Here is a 16,406-nt window from a genome sequence, read left to right on the forward strand (position 1 = left end):
TTGAGGCAGGTTGCCCACGTGTTACTCACCCGTCCGCCGCTAGGTTTGTTCCGAAGAACTCCCCTCGCTCGACTTGCATGTGTTAGGCACGCCGCCAGCGTTCGTCCTGAGCCAGGATCAAACTCTCAATTTAAAAGTTAAGCAGAGAGCCCAAATTTATAATTTGGTGCGAATCGCTTAAGCAGATATCTCAAATCTATGATTTGATGATAGTCGCTTACTCTTTGAGCACTCCTCAGCTTCGCTGAGCGAGTTTCCTTCGCTTCTCTATAACTTCATTTTGAGTATCCTTACTCAATTACAGTTATTGACTGGCATTTATTTACCTTAATTCTGTTTAATTTTCAAAGACCATTTGTTTCGCCACATTGTAGCGACTTAGTTAGTATATCATTTACTATACCTAATGTCAATATAATTTTTATATTTTTTATTAAGAATATAAAAAGTCCTAAATAGGCTTTCTTGTGCTAATTTATTAATCATCATTAACCTTATAGTTAAATTTTTTTCCCATATAATCTTCTATCTCTGTCTCAAATTTAAGATTAGTATCATTCTTAATGTCATCCTTTATTTTTATATTATAATTTAATCTTTCAATATTAAAGTATTTATTTTTGTCAGAATCACTATACGCAGTTGAAGTATTGATGTTTAATTCATTATTATCTTCCACAAGTTTACCATTGCTATAAATTAATACTGTTTTAGCTATATCCTTTCCATTATATATATTTATTTTAATATTCTTTACTTTTAATTTTTCCAATCCCTTATAATCATTGTTTATATTTAAATTTAGTGTTATAAAATCTTTTGTTTTGCTATTACTAAAAACATGAGTTGTCATTCTATTCTCTACATCTTCTTTAAAAGATATGTAAAATAATTCTTCACTTCTTAATCTATTTGATCCTTCTTCTAATATTTTAAACTTATAATTTTCTTGGTAAGGAAGATCTAACTTTTTAGAAAACCCTAATCCATAAGAAATACTTAAGTGGGTTTTTATCCATTTAATATCATCAGTTGAGTCATCAGCTGCCTTTCCATATAATAAATATACATCCGAATTATTATCTAATTCCTTCAAACTTCCTTGTATCATTATTTTAACAGTTTTATAATCATCACTTATTTCTATAATTTTATATTCCTTATTGTTAACCCAATCTTGTTTTTCAGAAAGCTTATTTAAATCTTTCGATAAATTGTCAATATCCCTTTTTAGATGATTCAATTCTTCATAATTTCTTCCTATATCTTCTGTAACATTATTAAATCTTAACATAATAACTAAATTTAAGATTAATAATAATATTAATATTATCCCTACAAAGGCTTTACTTATTATCTTATTCATACAGCATCTTCCTTCCACACCTGATCCCAATTAAATTATATATTAGATCATAAATTAAAGCCATTATTACTTATAATATTATGTAAAAAACCACCGATTTTTATCAGCGGTTTTAATATTAATATATTTAGTTTGACTTCTTTGCCAATTCCCCTAAAAAAACATTTTAAACAAAATTAGAAATATCACTCCTGGAATACCGAAGAAGCCTGCAATAATTGCAGTCCAAGGATTTATTCCAATACTTAATCCAAAATATCCTCCAATAAAGTTTACTATTATTAATAAAACTACTCCTAATACCCCATTAATCAAAAGCTTCCATAGAATTTTTAGGGGCCATGCTAGCAGCTTAACAATTAAAAATAATAGTATTAATCCTCCAATAAAAAAAACTATGTAATCCATAAAGACCTCCAAAAAATAAAGCATATATAAATTATATACTATGTTTATATATAATTTATGTATGCTTTATAAAAAATCTAAGCTATACCATATATGAAACAGCATACTTTCCTAATATTACACCGCCTAAACTTAAAAATAAATTTAAGCATGTATTTAAAATACCTAAGGTATAACTTCCACTACTAAAAAGGCTTATCGTTTCATAACTAAAAGTTGAAAATGTAGTTAATCCGCCCATGATTCCTGTAGTAAGAAACAATCTAAAATTAGGAGATACTAAATCAGTAGATAAACTCAACTCCATTATAAATCCTATTAAAATGCCTCCAATTACATTGACCATTAAAGTTCCATAAGGTAACCCAGTTCCAAAATATTTTGGTGAATTTAAAGATATCATATATCTTAAAGTAGCTCCTATAAATCCACCTATACCTACATATAAAAAATTAATCATCTACTAACATCCTCTCAAAAACCATAAACTCCTACTTTAAATTTAAAGTAGGAGTACTTATTGTGTTCATCAAACAAACTCCTCACCTTTTTCAAATAAAGTTCTCTCACCAACACCCCTCAAACCCTTGATACCACTGGCTTGTTTTTTTACCCCTAATTTTCCATTTAAGCCCTTTTCCCTTGAACCTGTCTTTCAAAGTACTTGTATTTCTTAAAAATCAGGGCAAAAAATGAAAATAAAGTTCTATTAGGATTGAGGAAATAATAGGATTTAGGAACTAGGGATAATGGGAGATTTTGTCCATTTATTCTTCCATTTTCTTATTCATTCAATCTTTCAATCCATTGATTTATCTGACTTTTAGCCTTGTCTCCTTATTCTATATCCGTCGTAAACTTCTAATAAAAAACATGGCCTACAGGGCTTTCCTTAACCCTAATAAACCATGTTTCCTGAAACAACTTTATTTGCATTTTAAAATGAATTTGCAAAATGATAGGACTTTATTTGATGGAGACATAGATACAGGAACAAGGGGTAAGGAGCAAGGGAATAGGGATACCATTATATATAAATTTATTGCTGATTTCAGATTATCGTTTATTTATATAGATTTTTATACCAGCATTCTTTTCCTTCCCGTTTTATTTGAATTCTATCATACTCAATTGATTCTCCGACTAAATATCTCCATACTTCAACATCATCAAGTATTCCATCATATCTTCTTATAAAAGTTTCTACTAGACTTTCTCCTTTTTTATTAAAATCATCTTGGAAAACTATAACTTTTCTTTCAGCAATTATTCTAGAAAGATAAAAGACTGCTTCTATTGCAGTTGATATTTTAGCAGAAGGAAAATTATCATCCTTTGTCCAAGTATAACTTTTACATTCCGCCACAATGGAGTTATCCAATGAAACCAAATCAAACTTATGAACTTTATTAACACCTACAATTAATGGCTTTTCATAGAAACTATCCTTAAGTTTTCTATTTAAATATAATCCCACTCTGTTTTCAAATTCATCAAAAGGGAGCCTTGAAAAAACGCCATTATTATTTGTGTTTTGTAGATTCGGGCAATGATTCTGACTGTTTACTTCATGATTTACCACTTCGTTATTATACGTATGACCAACACCATTTACTATTTTAATCTTTTTACAGTATGAACATTCGCCTTTACAACGGTTTATCATATCTTGCTTAAATAATTTATTACAAACAGCATTAATAGTTTGACGTGGTTCGATGCTCAACAATTTTGATAAACAGTCATCACATAAATTTTTATCTGTGCTACCTAAATAATTTGTAATTACTTCACTGTACTTATCCATTCTATATCTCCTCTTATAGGATAATCTCTATTTTTTGAAATCTTAGTATATAAAAAAGTCTATTTATCAATAAGATAATGGAACAATAAAAAATATGTCTAACTAATAAGTAGGCTTACCAATGGTACTTTTTGCACTATCGCATAAATTATCATAATGCAGTAAAAGAATTTTATGCTTATCTAAATATCTTCGTTTTTCTTTATATGTTTTTAGATTGAAAGCATCTCTTCTTCCAGCAACAACTGCATAGTGTATTCTTGTTTTATCAAGGCTAAAAAATTCATTAGGCAACTGTTCATTTGGGTTCTTATATTTTTGAAAAGTTTCTCTGAGTGACACATAATTTGACTCAAGCCATTCATCCCAATCAAATACCTGTTTTATACCTTTTCTAAAAGTATCTCCTAAATTTCCATCTTTTAAGGTGATTTTTCCATATGGATTTTCTAACTCAACAAAGACGAACTCATATCCACCTGAGTTTTTTCCTATGAGTAGGTAATCTACTTTGTATGAATTTCCCAACATAAACTCTGGTATAATAAATGCATCATGATGCCCAAAGTTATAATTTGATTTTAAAATAGAACCAATTATAAAATATGCTTTATTATTCTTAATAAACTTTGCAATATCACTCTCAATAATGTTTTCATTACTTAAAAAATCGTAGAAATTAGAAATACTAGTCTTAAGCATATCTTCATTTTTTAAATCTTCTATATCCAAGTAGTTATTAGGAAATATACTTAAATAATGTCTAACTGCTTTGGGATATTTCCTAAACATTGATTTTCTAATATTAAATTTTCCTGTAGTCTTTACCACTTCTTTTTTCTTAAGCATTTCCCATTCATTTATCTCATCTTCGGTTAATTTAGTATAATCTCTATCATAAATCCTCATAGTTACTCTCCCAATATAATCTTATATTAATTAGTTATATAAAGTACTAATCTATTGTTGTTTAAGATTTTAACTTTACTCAATTTCTAGATTAAAATTACTTCTATCAATTTGGGACTCTAAAATGTTATACATAAAAATAAGCGAAAATTTTACTCCATCTTTCTCAGTTAAAATATCTTTAAGAAAGATTTTTTTATTCATACTATATTCTGTAGGGAAATTAATACTTATATATGTCATTCTCTTATATTTTTGTTCCCAAAACCTATATTTAAACTCTTCTTTAAACTCATATTTCGTTAGAAATTGGTCTATAAACTGTGGTTTATTAGAATATAAAGTAATTAGCGATTTCATAACCCAAATATCATCCCATTTATCAAAGTATGGAAAATGCAGTAATACGTTTCTAATAAATTTAAACAAGGCTTTACCTACATCACTAAAATTTGGTCTTTTTTGATTTTTGATAATCCATTGTATAGGTGGATATTTCAATAGTTCAAAATACGTTGCAAATATTTCTTTTATTTTAAAAAGTCGATATTCATCTTCTTTAAACCAAAAATCATCATTTATCATTTCTTCAAACAAGTCATAAAACCTGTTATATCCTATGGTTAAAAATTCTTTTTCATCTTCATTAGGATGTTTCTTTACTTCCATTCATCTCCCCCCATATATAAAATGGATATTATGATTTTCTATCTTTCATCATTTGCTCAAATATCTTGCTATTTATAAACTCCTCTTTATTTTCTATTATATTTTTAACAATTTTCTCTTTCTGATGTGAATTTAACTTCAACTGTGATTCATTTATTTCTTTCATCCATTCAAAGAACTCTTGTCCAACTACACTTTTGATGTACTGATTTTTCGCTCTAATTATTCCCCTGCAATTATATATTTCTGTGTTCTCCCAATATTCTTCTGAATGCATTTTATATATTGTAATTAGAATTATTCCCATAAGGTTTGATATACTCATGTATGTTTTTCTTTTAGAATTATAAAACGTATGACCTCCTTCACTTCTGCTAAAAGCCACATGCGGATTCTGTTGTTTAAACTCTTTATACGCCTCTCTAATATCTCCAAAGAAAAATATATGATTTTTAATATTACCCATGTCATTTCTTTTTTTCATAAGATAGTCTCTCATAATCTTTTCACTATCTATGAGAACATGTAAATCATCAATTTGAATATCTCCGACTTTTACAAAATTAGTTATATCTAAATATAGATTTCTCCAACTTACTGATGTAATAAAATAATAAAGCCATTCATCATATTTAAATTCTTCTTTATTATCTATTAAATATGGATAGAAAACTTTGTTTGCAAAAAGTGTTTCTGCACTATTAAATCTTTCTTCGCAATCCTTACATAATAGATAGTATTTCTCCCCATCTTGCACAACCTTATTAGGATTATCAGTTCTTCTAATATTTCCAACAGATGTTTTCTTTAAATATCGGATTACAAATTTAGGAATAATGTGACTTAATTGGAGTTCCCTTTCCCTATAACATAAAGCACATTTACCTATCATATCTCTCTCATTCCCTTAAAACATTTTTTACATTTAAATAAAAGTTTTATTTATATCATAAGTATTTTATAGTAATACCTTCAGCGAGAACCCCAAGCAAAGTTTAGTCCTATTATACCAAGATTTATAGAGAGTCCCGCATATCTATGGAATTTAATAATATTAAATATGTTATTTAATTTCATAAGACATCCCTCCTTTAGGCTCATATTAGAGTTCATATGGTTCTCGCAAGGTCTATTAGAATCCTCGCTCAAGGTATTAATTCTGTGTGTTTGCAAATAGATTGTAAATCTACTTAAATCGCAACTCTATATTAAATTCGTTTCAACTTTACATTTTTCATACATTTTCATTGATAATATCTTTCACTTTGCTTTCAAATATTAGTCCAAAACGCATCTATATAAAATATTCGCCATTTACCCATAATTTCCTCTATTTACCTTCAAATAAGTCTATTATTTGGGTTTTATAAACAAAAGCCACATTAAGGAATTTTTTATCCTTATATGTGACTTTACCCTAAAATTTAAAATTGCAATCATATCCTCTGTTATTTAATATCTGCTTAATTTCCTTATAAATCCCTTCCATGTACCTTGGCTTAACACATGCTGTTTCTGCTATATTCCATAATGTTATTTCTTTTCCCTGCCTTTCTAATTCTTCAATGCCCCATTTTATTTTTCTTATATGGAATTCTTCTAGACTTTCTAATTCTGAGTCTATATATGCCTTTGTCAATGGGAGTTTCTCCTTCCTTTTAGAGAGCCAGCCGCTAATCCCTAACTTGCCTCCTATAGTTGACCATGTTATCCTTTCAGGCTTGCCTTCCTTCATTTCTTTTATCACTTCCTTAACTTTAGGAAGCAATTCAGCATCTCTTTTATCCCAATCAACAGTGTTAACTACTGTTTTTATTCTGCGATAGTTTTCTTCCATCCATTCACTATCATATCTTTTCAGCCATGCATAAACTCCATCGTTATTTTTACGAATTTGGCTACTACTTTTATCAGGATATTGAGCATGGAGTTCAAGCCACTTTTCCCTTAACCTTTCCCTTTTCATTCTAAATTCTTCTGTATCAGTAAACTTGCTGTGAAGATATTTTCCACCACCATTAAATTTCCAAAACTCTTCTACTCCTAACCTATCAATAGCCTTCCTAATTGTTTTTGTAGATGACTTTAATATATCTGATATTTCTCGGATTGATAGTCCTGACTGGGTAAGTTCTATCAACCTCTGGTCCCACAGTTCCTGATAAGCATCAATATTGTTTTCATCTTCATCATTAGAGCCAAGTTTTGTATTAAATAAATCAGCCACTGGAATTTCGAGAAACCTCGCTAATAATAGATACCTTATTGAATAGGTTGTCCTATCATTATTTCTAACCATATCAGATAGCCAACCTCCGCTATTAACTGATACAGGGGATTGAACAAGTGCCAAGTATTCATGACCATAAAAATCCACAAAGTCTTGTTTTAACTTCTTTTGGTGAATATAATTGTTCATCCTTGCATAGCCTTTTTCTATCAATTTAACCCGAAACTGACTTCTAAACCATTCACCTTCCCTAAATCCAAACTGATTGTTTAAAAGTATTTCTGAATCCTCTGCCATCAAAAGCATCTTCTCCATCAAATCATTTGAATACCTTATTTCTTTTTCTACTATACAGTTCTCATGGGATGCACTAATAAACCTCTGTCTGTTACCTGCCCTTATGAGTTCTGTGCTATCACAAAGGGGTATCTTATGTTTTAAACATACAAATACCCCTGTAACCTGATGACTTCTGTGCCAATATGGCTCTCCAAATCTTTCTATGTCCTCTTTAAAACACTCAGGACAAAATCGAAAGTATTTATTTAAATTGATAGAATTTGATATTAGACCTATCCTCATGTAGGAAACTGCCCCTTCACCATTTCTCATAGTTCCAATTATCTTTTCAGCCCGTTCTTTTGGGATAAATGCTGCAAGAAAAGGAAATAAGGTATGCTTATAAATAAAATATTCTGCTGTATATTTTGTACCGACAGGCATATTTTCAATTAGTGCATCTAATTGTGTAGACAGTTCCATAACTGCTATACAATTCCTTGTTCCGAATAAGTCTTCAAAATTATGGATTTCTTTTATATTTCCACTTCGCATACAGTATCGTGCCAGCGTACTATATAATATTTCGCCTGGATAAGGTGTAGGAAAAAAGTTCACTATATCACCCCCTTGGAAAAAATATCATCTTCAAAACTTACAATATATCCTGATTCTTTTATAGCCTCATAAGCACTTTTATTATCCTTTTTGCCTTGTTCAACAATGGTTCGAATATCAGATGAGTTTACAGCATTTCGCCCTGATTCTCTTTCTTCCATTTTACCTGTTCCTTTTTTCCCTATCCCCTCTACTTCTTCATCCTTAAGTTGTTCTAGCACACCTTTTACCATATCATCTGCACCTAAGTCTTGATTTTTAGAAAACATAGCATCAATTATTTTTTGTGCCTTTTTAATATCTACACCTAACTCAACAAGTTTTATCAGTGCCTCTTTTTTTACCCCTATAGAGCCCTCTTGCCTTAGTTTCTTTTGTTCTTTCTTTATCTCCTTAGCCCGCAAGTCCAGGTTAATAGATTCTCTCGTCCGAGTTAAATAATCTGTATAATCAATATCCGCCATATAGATGTCCTCGTATTTAATAATTTCTCTCAGATTATTCGTCTTCAATGCAGTAATCATTGGCTGAATTAGTTTTAAATTCTCTTTTGCTACCTTTTTAATAATTTGTGGAGTTATCTCTTCCTTTCCTGTCGATATAGCATGGGCTTGAGCAATAGCATAAACCTTTTTTAATAAATCAGGTATCCCCTGGGTTTCTTCATATAAAACATTACTTATTTCAGGGGTAAGGAGCGTTTCTTTCCTCATCCACTGGTAGTGCCATATAGAATCTACTAATAAGTCCCACACCCCATCTCTTTGAATCCTATCGCATACCATATCGCCACCGAGGCCTGACCCTCTGCGTGCCTGTCTGAAGTCTCCCTGAAGGACTTTGATTGCTTTTGGGGTTCCCACTAAAATAACTGGTACCCCTACATTATTTACGAGGTTTACAAAGAAATTTAACATCTTTTCACTTCCACCAGATTTGGCCATACTTAAATGTTGTATCTCATCAATAACTAAAATGCCTAGAGCACAATTTCTTACCACCTGATTCATGACGGTCATCATCACATCAACAGTTGGTCTTGTCCTCATTACTTTTTCATGATAATTGGTTCCAAGAAGCCTGTCTATTTCAGCAAAAAACTCGTATAAGAGTCCCTTAATTGAGCCGTCATGGGGGCATTCCAATTTCAGATATACTACCTGATACATCGAAAAAGGAATTTCTTGATATTCAGAATGCACAATTATCTGAGGATATAAAGTTAGTACCCTATTAAGAGAAGAAGTCTTTCCCAAACCTGATATTCCTATCAAAGAAAATCCTAGTGAAGTTGAATAAAAATCTTTATTATTTATTAGGTTACTAGTATTCTCATGATAATCTCTGTTAAACCCTTGAGCCAGTTTGCTGCTAAATGGATTCCGGGAAAGGTATCCTTGCCTTATTGCACGAGAAATCTTTCTTTCAAGTTCTATGCTCATAGGGAGGGGCTGAAAAACCTGAAATAATCTGTCTACCATATGAATACGATAGTGACTGTCCAGCAATCTTTCACTTTTATTAAATTCGGGATAAAAAGCCAATCTTTCAATTGCCTCTTGGGCGGAAAGGAGATTAGGAAGAGATTCAATAAATGGATTGCCTTTATAATCTGGAATTATCTGCTCTGTATACTCTGCCTCTACTGCTATACTACCATTCGGTATCATCACTTCCTTCATCCATCATCACCTCTTTCTGTTTTTGAAACAGCAATTGCAGAGTATCCATCTCTTCTGTTTCTTTTTCATCTAGAATGCTTTGATGGTCTTCATTAGCACTTCCTAAATCAAAAACCTCTTCCAATCTTCTAACTGCTTTTTCCGCCTTCCGATTCCCTCTTATATTCTTTACTCTCTGTCTGTCACTTTCTACTACGCTTGTCTCTGTTTTGTAGTCCTTCTCTGCTTGTTGAACTATGTCTTCTATTTCAGCAATTAATTGAGTCTTGGCTTGTGCTACATTATCTTTGCTCTTTTGCTGCTGCATTTTTTCTACTACTAATAAGTATTCTATTTCTTCAAATGCCTTATCTTTATATCTGCTGTTAGCATCTACCAAAAAACATTTCTCGTATTCATTAGGGTTATCATTATAGACATAGATGTAATCCATATTACGTGGGTCATAATTTATTTTAATTTTCCGTGTTCCCTTGGTTCGTGCATCAGCAAATACTCCGTTTTTTAGCATAGACTTTGCTGCATAATAAATATCTTTATACCTAATCCCTTTTGCAGTCATAGTGGCTGTATCAGAAGGCATCAGTGCTAGTTTTGCAGCATCCTCTGGAACTGTTCTAAGTGTCCCACCTCGATTTGCAATACCCCAGTTCCAAAGTTCTATTGGAATACAGGAAACATTATCTTCAACCATATCTTCATCACGCTTATAGTAATCCAAATGATAATGATTATTGTGGTATAAAATGCATTTTATCATTATCTGAGTAAATTGAAATAAATCCAGTTTTGCTTTTATCCTATAGTCTTTATCCCCTCGTTCCCTTCCATCTAAATCCACAACACCTGGCACAAATGGCTTTACTCGCTCATTTGTAAGTCCAAAGAACCTTTCAACTGCTGATTTTAGGTCTGCTCTATAAGGTGGAGTATTTTGAACTTTCACATTTAGAGTATTAATAAGGTTATCAATATTTCCTCCTTCTAATTCTCCCCTGTCTGCAATAATAGTCTCTGGAAGATGATGTACTGGCCAATCCTTCTCCTCTATTTCAATACCATACTGCTTACAAAACTCTACTTTATTCATGGTTGCGTTTAAAAGCGCCATCATGGCTCCTGCATAAGAACCTGTTTCTAATCCAATATATAGACCACATATTAGTCTACTGAACTTGTCAATTACTGCATAAATGGCAGGCCTACCTATAACCCAGTTTCTGTTGAACCGTGATACTAAATAAACATCACCTACTTGACAGTCTATTTCAAATTGCCCAGGTTGAAATACTCCATCTAAAGAACTGCCTATTATAGGTCTATACTGTTTTTGATACTTTTTATTGCTGTATCTGCTAGTTATCTCTTTTTTTATATTTCGCTCCTTCTCAAACCAATACCTAAACTGCCCAAAGGATGGAATTTCCGCCTGAGGCTTTATAATTGGTATCTTAACTCCATTTTCTTCTTTAAAACCATCCGAAAAATATTCTTTTCTCATGAGTTCATAAGTCAATGTTAAAGAATTTTTTGCTGTGGTATAGTAGTATTTATTTACAGCAATACGAAAGATTCTTTTTATATCCTCAGTAACATTTACCCCTTCTCCTATAATAGACTGATTAGTTCTAGGTCTTCCTCTTTTCACATTTCCAGCCTTTCTCTCTTTGCCCTTTGCTCCACAGTTTCGGTAATCTGGTAATAAAGCGTTGCAAGTTTTTCCCCTTTTCCAGTACCTTTTTAAATATTCCAGAATCCATGATTCACTTAATCCACAGGTTTCGGAGGCTCTTTTAATTAACTTCCCTCTAAAAGTGGATTGAAAAATATCTGGCTCCTTATCTACCATATCCCTAATTACTTCCCACGCCCTATCCCTAATTTCCTTATGTTTTTCAGGTATATCTTCTTCTTTTAACACAACTATAAATTCGTCATCATCTTTTATTTCTGCCTTCCCCCCAGCCAATGCATCTTCTATATCCTCTAATCTGCAAATATAAGGGACTTTATTTTTATTTACATCTATTGTATAGGCTATTTCATCATCAATCCACAGAAGTCTCTCAATGCTAGTACTTTCAGTCCCGTCTTTCCATTCTATTAAAGAATTAACCGTATACCTTAACATCATTATTTCCCCCTTTGTCACTTATTTCAGGTATGTAAACTGATTTCCCTGTTTGACTAAGATTGATAGGCTTATCCATATCTAGAACTATTCTTTTCTCTGCAACTAAACGTTTAAATAATAGTAATCCCATTCCGACATCTAGTGAATAGTCTTTTTCAAATCCTGCTATAATGTTCTTTATGCTCTGCTTATTATCAATAAATCTGTATAAAATACCGTCAAACAAGTCATCAAACTCAGCCTTAGAAAGACCGTTGCAGTCATCAGAATTCATCGCTGAATGAACCCATTCTATATTTTTTGCCCTGACATCATTAATGTCCTTATTTGTCACAATGCCCCAATCAATTCCTTGAACCTTCCAGTACCTCCTTTCAATTTCCAGTTTCTCGATTGTACTCTTTTTAGACAATTCCGAAGCATATTTTATGCTTCTTGCAGCAAAACTCTTTTTTCCATCAGAGTTCAATAGTGTAATCAAAAATGTAGTAGTTAGTATATAAGGCTCCTTGGTTTTCCTGTCTATAAACTTACCAAGTCTTAAATCCGATGTATCTTTTAACACTACTTCTAAATCTATAAGGGGATAATGCTCTCGAATATCAATGACTCTTTCTTCCCAATCTAGTAAATAAAAATACTTTAATTGCGTATCTGAAAAAAAATGATGTATTCTTTGTGTTGTCCACCCAAAAACTCTTGTTACCCTGCCCATACTAGGGAAATCCTGCACAGTTAACCAAGGCTTATATTCCTTCCCTTCTCCCTGACCCCTGCCTTCCTTTATCCATCTATTTAATTTGTTTGAATCCCAATCATTGCTTCTTTTAGCCATTGAATTACCTCCAATACTTTAAAATTGCAAATAAAAAAATGCCACTGACCTCAAGGCATCTTTAAGATGTCTGTGTCAATGGCATTTTAATCCATTCGTTCTGTGTACTTTAATTTTATCATACAACAACTTTATTTTAAACGTTAAATTTCAATTTGAAATAGGGTATAGTGGCCAAGTAAAATTCTATGTATTACTTGCACAAGGAGGCATTTAAGTATCATGAAAGGAAGTATTTTTAGAACTATAAGATTGCTTATACTAGCAAACATATTCTTAATACCTTTTGTTGTAACCATTCAAAACATTGTTATACGCTTTGTTATAGGCTTATTCGTAGGTTTTTCATTTATTGCATTATTGTCATTCACCAGTAAAATGCAAAACTTATATGAAAAAGATGATTAAAGTAATAAGAAAGGCATTAGCAGGACATAATCCCCTAACGCCTTTTCTTATTTAGCAGAGAGTGTAGTTTTTTCATATTGCAATTTCTGGTATAATCCTAAACCCTTTGCTCCTTTACCCCTATGAATTCATATAATGGGTCTTTTATCTATTAATTTTTCATCGAATTTTTTCATTATTGTTTCATATTTTTTAAAATTTCTTTCTTCTTCTTCCTTATCTGTGCTAGAATTACGTATGTGTATTTCTAAATCAAGAAAACTTATGTCATCACGTTCTAACATAACATAATCTTCATAGGTTTCTATATTATCCTCTATTATTTTTTTAATTCTTTCACAATCCTGTCTATCTTTTCTGCAATTCTCCACTATCTTCCATTCATTCTGTTTTATAAACATTTCCTCTTCTTCGTTTGCATAGCCTATATCTTCATCGAGGAAATCTAATAAAATCTCTACTTCTTTTTCAGTAAGATATAATTTCTTTTTTCTTTCTTTAAGATGAAAACCACGGGTGGATTTATGCTTTTGTTCAATTTTTTTTAATCTAAAATTATCTAAACTTACTATATTGTTTTCCATTTTGTATATGCCTCACTTTTCCCTTTATTTATTTTTAGCATAACATAAAAATTTTCTAGAACTTCCAAAAAAGCAGAATAATATTAAGACTATGTTACAATAATATTAATTTTAACTTACAAAAAATATTGGCGAACAAGTCGCCAACATTTTAAATCTCTATCAGTTTAAAGTAGCCCTATTTTCTTTATAGTTATTAATGTAATCCCTATATTCCTTTATATCCTTTTTATTCAGCATAGAATATATGCTTTCTATTTGCCGTACAAAGTCCTGATATTTCTGGTTGTGCATGCCCATTAATTGTAAGTTTAAGTGTACACACTCCCTCAAAACTAAAAATTCTGCTATATTTAGTTCAAGTAAAATTTCCTTCCTATTGTACGGTTCAGCCATTAAAATAAGTACTTTAGTCATTATCATTTCTGTATTGGCGATATTTTCATGGATTGCAAAGTCATCTATAACTCCCTCTTCATATCTTAAAACTTCTAGATGCCTATTTATCTGCCGTATCAATAATAATAACAATCCCTTGGGAATCTTAATCTTAATATTTACCTCATTAAACTTAGAATAAATTTCTTCTGGTTTTAAATGCATAGTATAAGCCCTCCCTATATTATAAAATTCCTATTTCTTAAACTCTATATAATATAAATAGGGCTGCATATTCTTATCAAGTTTTTATAAACTTTTTTGTTGAAATTATTATTTAATTATTAAATACTTCTACCACTTAATTTTCAAAATTCTCCAATACATTTTTAAAATTTCAAATATTTTTTTGTTTTATTCTTTGTTAACCCTATATACATATATAACATCTATTTAAAATCTAACTCCTATGTACTAATACACTTTACTTTCCTTGTTTTTTATTCAGAAAATATTTCTCATCTATGTCTTTCCTATCATCATCTATAAATTGTGTATTGCATTAAATACATCTCCTTAAAGTCAAGAATTCAATTGTATTTAATTTTAAATATAAATAACTAGTTTTTCCTATAATTATAAGTCTTTCTTTGAATACTGCTTGTCTATTTTTTGTCTATTTTCATTATGCTATTGTCTGTTAATTCTAACATAAAAATACATATTGTTTTGTTATACTTCTTCTTGATTAACACGATTATTCTTTTTATTTCTTTTTTGCCAAATTTTTTCTATTATTGTTATCAAAAGTAGCAAGATTAATATAATTACAAATATTAGTATTACAGCATACTTAAAAATAGTTGCATATATATTAGAAAAAATAGTTGCAAGTATAATAAACATAAACATTAGTAATCCTAATATTCTGCAAATATAAACCATATTATTATATACTTTATATTTATTAAAGTTTCTAATTAGGTCATATATACATTTTATTAACATCCCACTAATTATTAATAGTCCTAAAACTTTGGTGCCTAACTCTTTATCATCTTTAAATATTCTAAACCAATTACTACTTAAAAATAAAACTATAGTTTCCATAATATTATTTATTCTATCCTCGGTTTTAAATATTATTGCTAAAAATATCATAGGTAAAAATGCAATAAACATTATTCTAATCACTTTTATCTTTTTACCTGAATTCCAATCTTTTCTAATAATTATAAAAGTATCTGATATCTTTTCGTATTTAGAAATTAGAATTTTCTTAAATTTATCAATAGAATATTTCTCTACTTCTTTGTCTATTTCCTTTATAATTGTATCTTTACGTTTCTCGTATATTGCTCCATATAAAAGTCTTGCCTTATCAATAATAGTAACCATTGTCAAAACAAGTCCCAAAATTGCTATTGAAATATTTATCATATTTTCTTGCATCTGTCCTTCTATAATATAAGTATTTATCTGATATAAAGTTAAAATCATAAAGCCTAAAAAAATTAGAAACCATATTACAAACTGTCGTGTTAATCTTTTAAACTCATCCTTTGTTGATTCACTATAGATTAAAAGACTAATAATAAAACAAATAGTAAATACTACCTCTACTATAATAGGCATTTCTTGTGTTGGAACTGAGTAATTTGATAATAGCCTAATTATAAGAGTAGTCAATATAATGGGTATTATAAATATGCTTAATATTGACTCAAATAATCTCATCTTAAAATTGGTATTCTTTAATATTAAAAGTGCTGAAAGTAATGAATTAGGAAGACTGAATTCTAAATTTTTGTAGTTTAATATAACTATCCATATCAAAAGTACAGTTAAAAATATTGGTATCCAAAACAAAACATGCTGTCCTAATGTCACCGCATTATATCTAATGGCTATTAAAATAATAACGGCTATACTTAATATTAACTCTAAAGTAAAAGCCATAGATAAACAGTAAAAAAACTGTACCATTTTATGTAAAAAATAAGAGTGTTTATGATTTCCTTTTTTCATTTTTAATAAAATACTCTCAAAAAAAGATGATATCATAATAAATAATTTTAATATTTCTTTTGATACCAGTT

The 16,406-nt window shown here is 30.2% G+C and carries 15 protein-coding genes and 1 rRNA gene; 1 reads left to right on the plus strand and 15 read right to left on the minus strand.

What is annotated here, in order from left to right; genetic code table 11:
• The 12 genes from CLHOM_RS10165 to CLHOM_RS10220 form a co-directional block, all read right to left on the minus strand.
• Nucleotides 1-133: ribosomal RNA gene (locus CLHOM_RS10165) — 16S ribosomal RNA — on the minus strand; the annotation flags it as partial.
• Between the two features lie 345 nt (nucleotides 134-478).
• Nucleotides 479-1,366 carry a hypothetical protein gene (locus CLHOM_RS10170; protein WP_052221600.1) on the minus strand — a complete coding sequence of 296 codons (888 nt, stop codon included), beginning with the start codon at nucleotides 1,364-1,366 and terminating at the stop codon, nucleotides 479-481.
• Between the two features lie 153 nt (nucleotides 1,367-1,519).
• Complete coding sequence (locus CLHOM_RS10175) at nucleotides 1,520-1,774, minus strand: pro-sigmaK processing inhibitor BofA family protein (RefSeq protein ID WP_052221601.1); 255 nt, start codon at nucleotides 1,772-1,774, stop codon at nucleotides 1,520-1,522.
• Nucleotides 1,775-1,856: 82 nt separating this feature from the next.
• Nucleotides 1,857-2,234: a fluoride efflux transporter CrcB gene (crcB, locus tag CLHOM_RS10180; protein WP_052221602.1), complete on the minus strand. Its 378-nt coding sequence runs from the start codon at nucleotides 2,232-2,234 to the stop codon at nucleotides 1,857-1,859.
• A gap of 603 nt (nucleotides 2,235-2,837) precedes the next feature.
• Nucleotides 2,838-3,581, minus strand: coding sequence for a hypothetical protein (locus CLHOM_RS10185; protein WP_200903910.1), 744 nt, complete (start codon nucleotides 3,579-3,581; stop codon nucleotides 2,838-2,840).
• A gap of 102 nt (nucleotides 3,582-3,683) precedes the next feature.
• Entirely contained in the window at nucleotides 3,684-4,490 is an 807-nt protein-coding gene (locus CLHOM_RS10190) for a Shedu anti-phage system protein SduA domain-containing protein (protein WP_052221603.1), read from the minus strand.
• A 75-nt stretch (nucleotides 4,491-4,565) separates the two neighbouring features.
• Entirely contained in the window at nucleotides 4,566-5,159 is a 594-nt protein-coding gene (locus tag CLHOM_RS10195; protein WP_052221604.1) for a hypothetical protein, read from the minus strand.
• Nucleotides 5,160-5,187: 28 nt separating this feature from the next.
• Complete coding sequence (locus tag CLHOM_RS10200; protein WP_052221605.1) at nucleotides 5,188-6,051, minus strand: hypothetical protein; 864 nt, start codon at nucleotides 6,049-6,051, stop codon at nucleotides 5,188-5,190.
• Nucleotides 6,052-6,576: 525 nt separating this feature from the next.
• Nucleotides 6,577-8,286, minus strand: coding sequence for a TnsD family Tn7-like transposition protein (locus CLHOM_RS10205; protein WP_242846761.1), 1,710 nt, complete (start codon nucleotides 8,284-8,286; stop codon nucleotides 6,577-6,579).
• Nucleotides 8,286-9,968 (minus strand): ATP-binding protein, encoded by a 1,683-nt coding sequence (locus CLHOM_RS10210; RefSeq protein ID WP_052221607.1) that lies wholly within the window; start codon nucleotides 9,966-9,968, stop codon nucleotides 8,286-8,288. The genes CLHOM_RS10205 and CLHOM_RS10210 overlap by 1 nt, the downstream gene beginning before the upstream one ends.
• Complete coding sequence (locus CLHOM_RS10215) at nucleotides 9,940-12,099, minus strand: Mu transposase C-terminal domain-containing protein (RefSeq protein ID WP_052221608.1); 2,160 nt, start codon at nucleotides 12,097-12,099, stop codon at nucleotides 9,940-9,942. Before CLHOM_RS10215 ends, CLHOM_RS10210 begins: the two co-directional genes overlap by 29 nt.
• A complete protein-coding gene (locus CLHOM_RS10220) occupies nucleotides 12,080-12,937 on the minus strand; it encodes a heteromeric transposase endonuclease subunit TnsA (protein WP_052221609.1) in 858 nt (285 codons plus the stop codon). Before CLHOM_RS10220 ends, CLHOM_RS10215 begins: the two co-directional genes overlap by 20 nt.
• A gap of 222 nt (nucleotides 12,938-13,159) precedes the next feature.
• Between CLHOM_RS10220 and CLHOM_RS10225 the strand changes: the two genes are divergently transcribed.
• Nucleotides 13,160-13,345, plus strand: a complete 186-nt coding sequence (locus CLHOM_RS10225) for a hypothetical protein (RefSeq protein ID WP_052221610.1) — start codon at nucleotides 13,160-13,162, stop codon at nucleotides 13,343-13,345.
• 128 nt (nucleotides 13,346-13,473) lie between these two features.
• On the opposite strand, the gene CLHOM_RS18530 is transcribed toward CLHOM_RS10225, so the two are convergent.
• The 3 genes from CLHOM_RS18530 to CLHOM_RS10240 all read right to left on the minus strand — a co-directional run bounded on the left by CLHOM_RS18530 (nucleotide 13,474) and on the right by CLHOM_RS10240 (nucleotide 16,335).
• Nucleotides 13,474-13,929 (minus strand): hypothetical protein, encoded by a 456-nt coding sequence (locus CLHOM_RS18530; RefSeq protein WP_200903911.1) that lies wholly within the window; start codon nucleotides 13,927-13,929, stop codon nucleotides 13,474-13,476.
• Nucleotides 13,930-14,091: 162 nt separating this feature from the next.
• Complete coding sequence (locus tag CLHOM_RS10235; RefSeq protein WP_052221611.1) at nucleotides 14,092-14,532, minus strand: hypothetical protein; 441 nt, start codon at nucleotides 14,530-14,532, stop codon at nucleotides 14,092-14,094.
• A 507-nt stretch (nucleotides 14,533-15,039) separates the two neighbouring features.
• A complete protein-coding gene (locus tag CLHOM_RS10240; protein ID WP_074782970.1) occupies nucleotides 15,040-16,335 on the minus strand; it encodes a hypothetical protein in 1,296 nt (431 codons plus the stop codon).
• Between the last annotated feature and the right edge of the window lie 71 nt (nucleotides 16,336-16,406).

The sequence above is a fragment of the Clostridium homopropionicum DSM 5847 genome (genome assembly GCF_001263795.1).
In the GTDB taxonomy this organism is placed as follows: Bacteria; Bacillota; Clostridia; order Clostridiales; family Clostridiaceae; genus Clostridium_H; species Clostridium_H homopropionicum.

Bases quoted from the DNA above. Each gene is read 5' to 3' on its own strand.
- crcB (WP_052221602.1), bottom strand. From the start codon at position 2,234: ATGATTAATTTTTTATATGTAGGTATAGGTGGATTTATAGGAGCTACT.
- CLHOM_RS10220 (WP_052221609.1), bottom strand. From the start codon at position 12,937: ATGGCTAAAAGAAGCAATGATTGGGATTCAAACAAATTAAATAGATGG.
- CLHOM_RS10200 (WP_052221605.1), bottom strand. From the start codon at position 6,051: ATGATAGGTAAATGTGCTTTATGTTATAGGGAAAGGGAACTCCAATTA.
- CLHOM_RS10190 (WP_052221603.1), bottom strand. From the start codon at position 4,490: ATGAGGATTTATGATAGAGATTATACTAAATTAACCGAAGATGAGATA.
- CLHOM_RS18530 (WP_200903911.1), bottom strand. From the start codon at position 13,929: ATGGAAAACAATATAGTAAGTTTAGATAATTTTAGATTAAAAAAAATT.
- CLHOM_RS10210 (WP_052221607.1), bottom strand. From the start codon at position 9,968: ATGAAGGAAGTGATGATACCGAATGGTAGTATAGCAGTAGAGGCAGAG.
- CLHOM_RS10235 (WP_052221611.1), bottom strand. From the start codon at position 14,532: ATGCATTTAAAACCAGAAGAAATTTATTCTAAGTTTAATGAGGTAAAT.
- CLHOM_RS10170 (WP_052221600.1), bottom strand. From the start codon at position 1,366: ATGAATAAGATAATAAGTAAAGCCTTTGTAGGGATAATATTAATATTA.
- CLHOM_RS10195 (WP_052221604.1), bottom strand. From the start codon at position 5,159: ATGGAAGTAAAGAAACATCCTAATGAAGATGAAAAAGAATTTTTAACC.
- CLHOM_RS10185 (WP_200903910.1), bottom strand. From the start codon at position 3,581: ATGGATAAGTACAGTGAAGTAATTACAAATTATTTAGGTAGCACAGAT.
- CLHOM_RS10225 (WP_052221610.1), top strand. From the start codon at position 13,160: ATGAAAGGAAGTATTTTTAGAACTATAAGATTGCTTATACTAGCAAAC.
- CLHOM_RS10215 (WP_052221608.1), bottom strand. From the start codon at position 12,099: ATGTTAAGGTATACGGTTAATTCTTTAATAGAATGGAAAGACGGGACT.
- CLHOM_RS10175 (WP_052221601.1), bottom strand. From the start codon at position 1,774: ATGGATTACATAGTTTTTTTTATTGGAGGATTAATACTATTATTTTTA.
- CLHOM_RS10240 (WP_074782970.1), bottom strand. From the start codon at position 16,335: ATGAAAAAAGGAAATCATAAACACTCTTATTTTTTACATAAAATGGTA.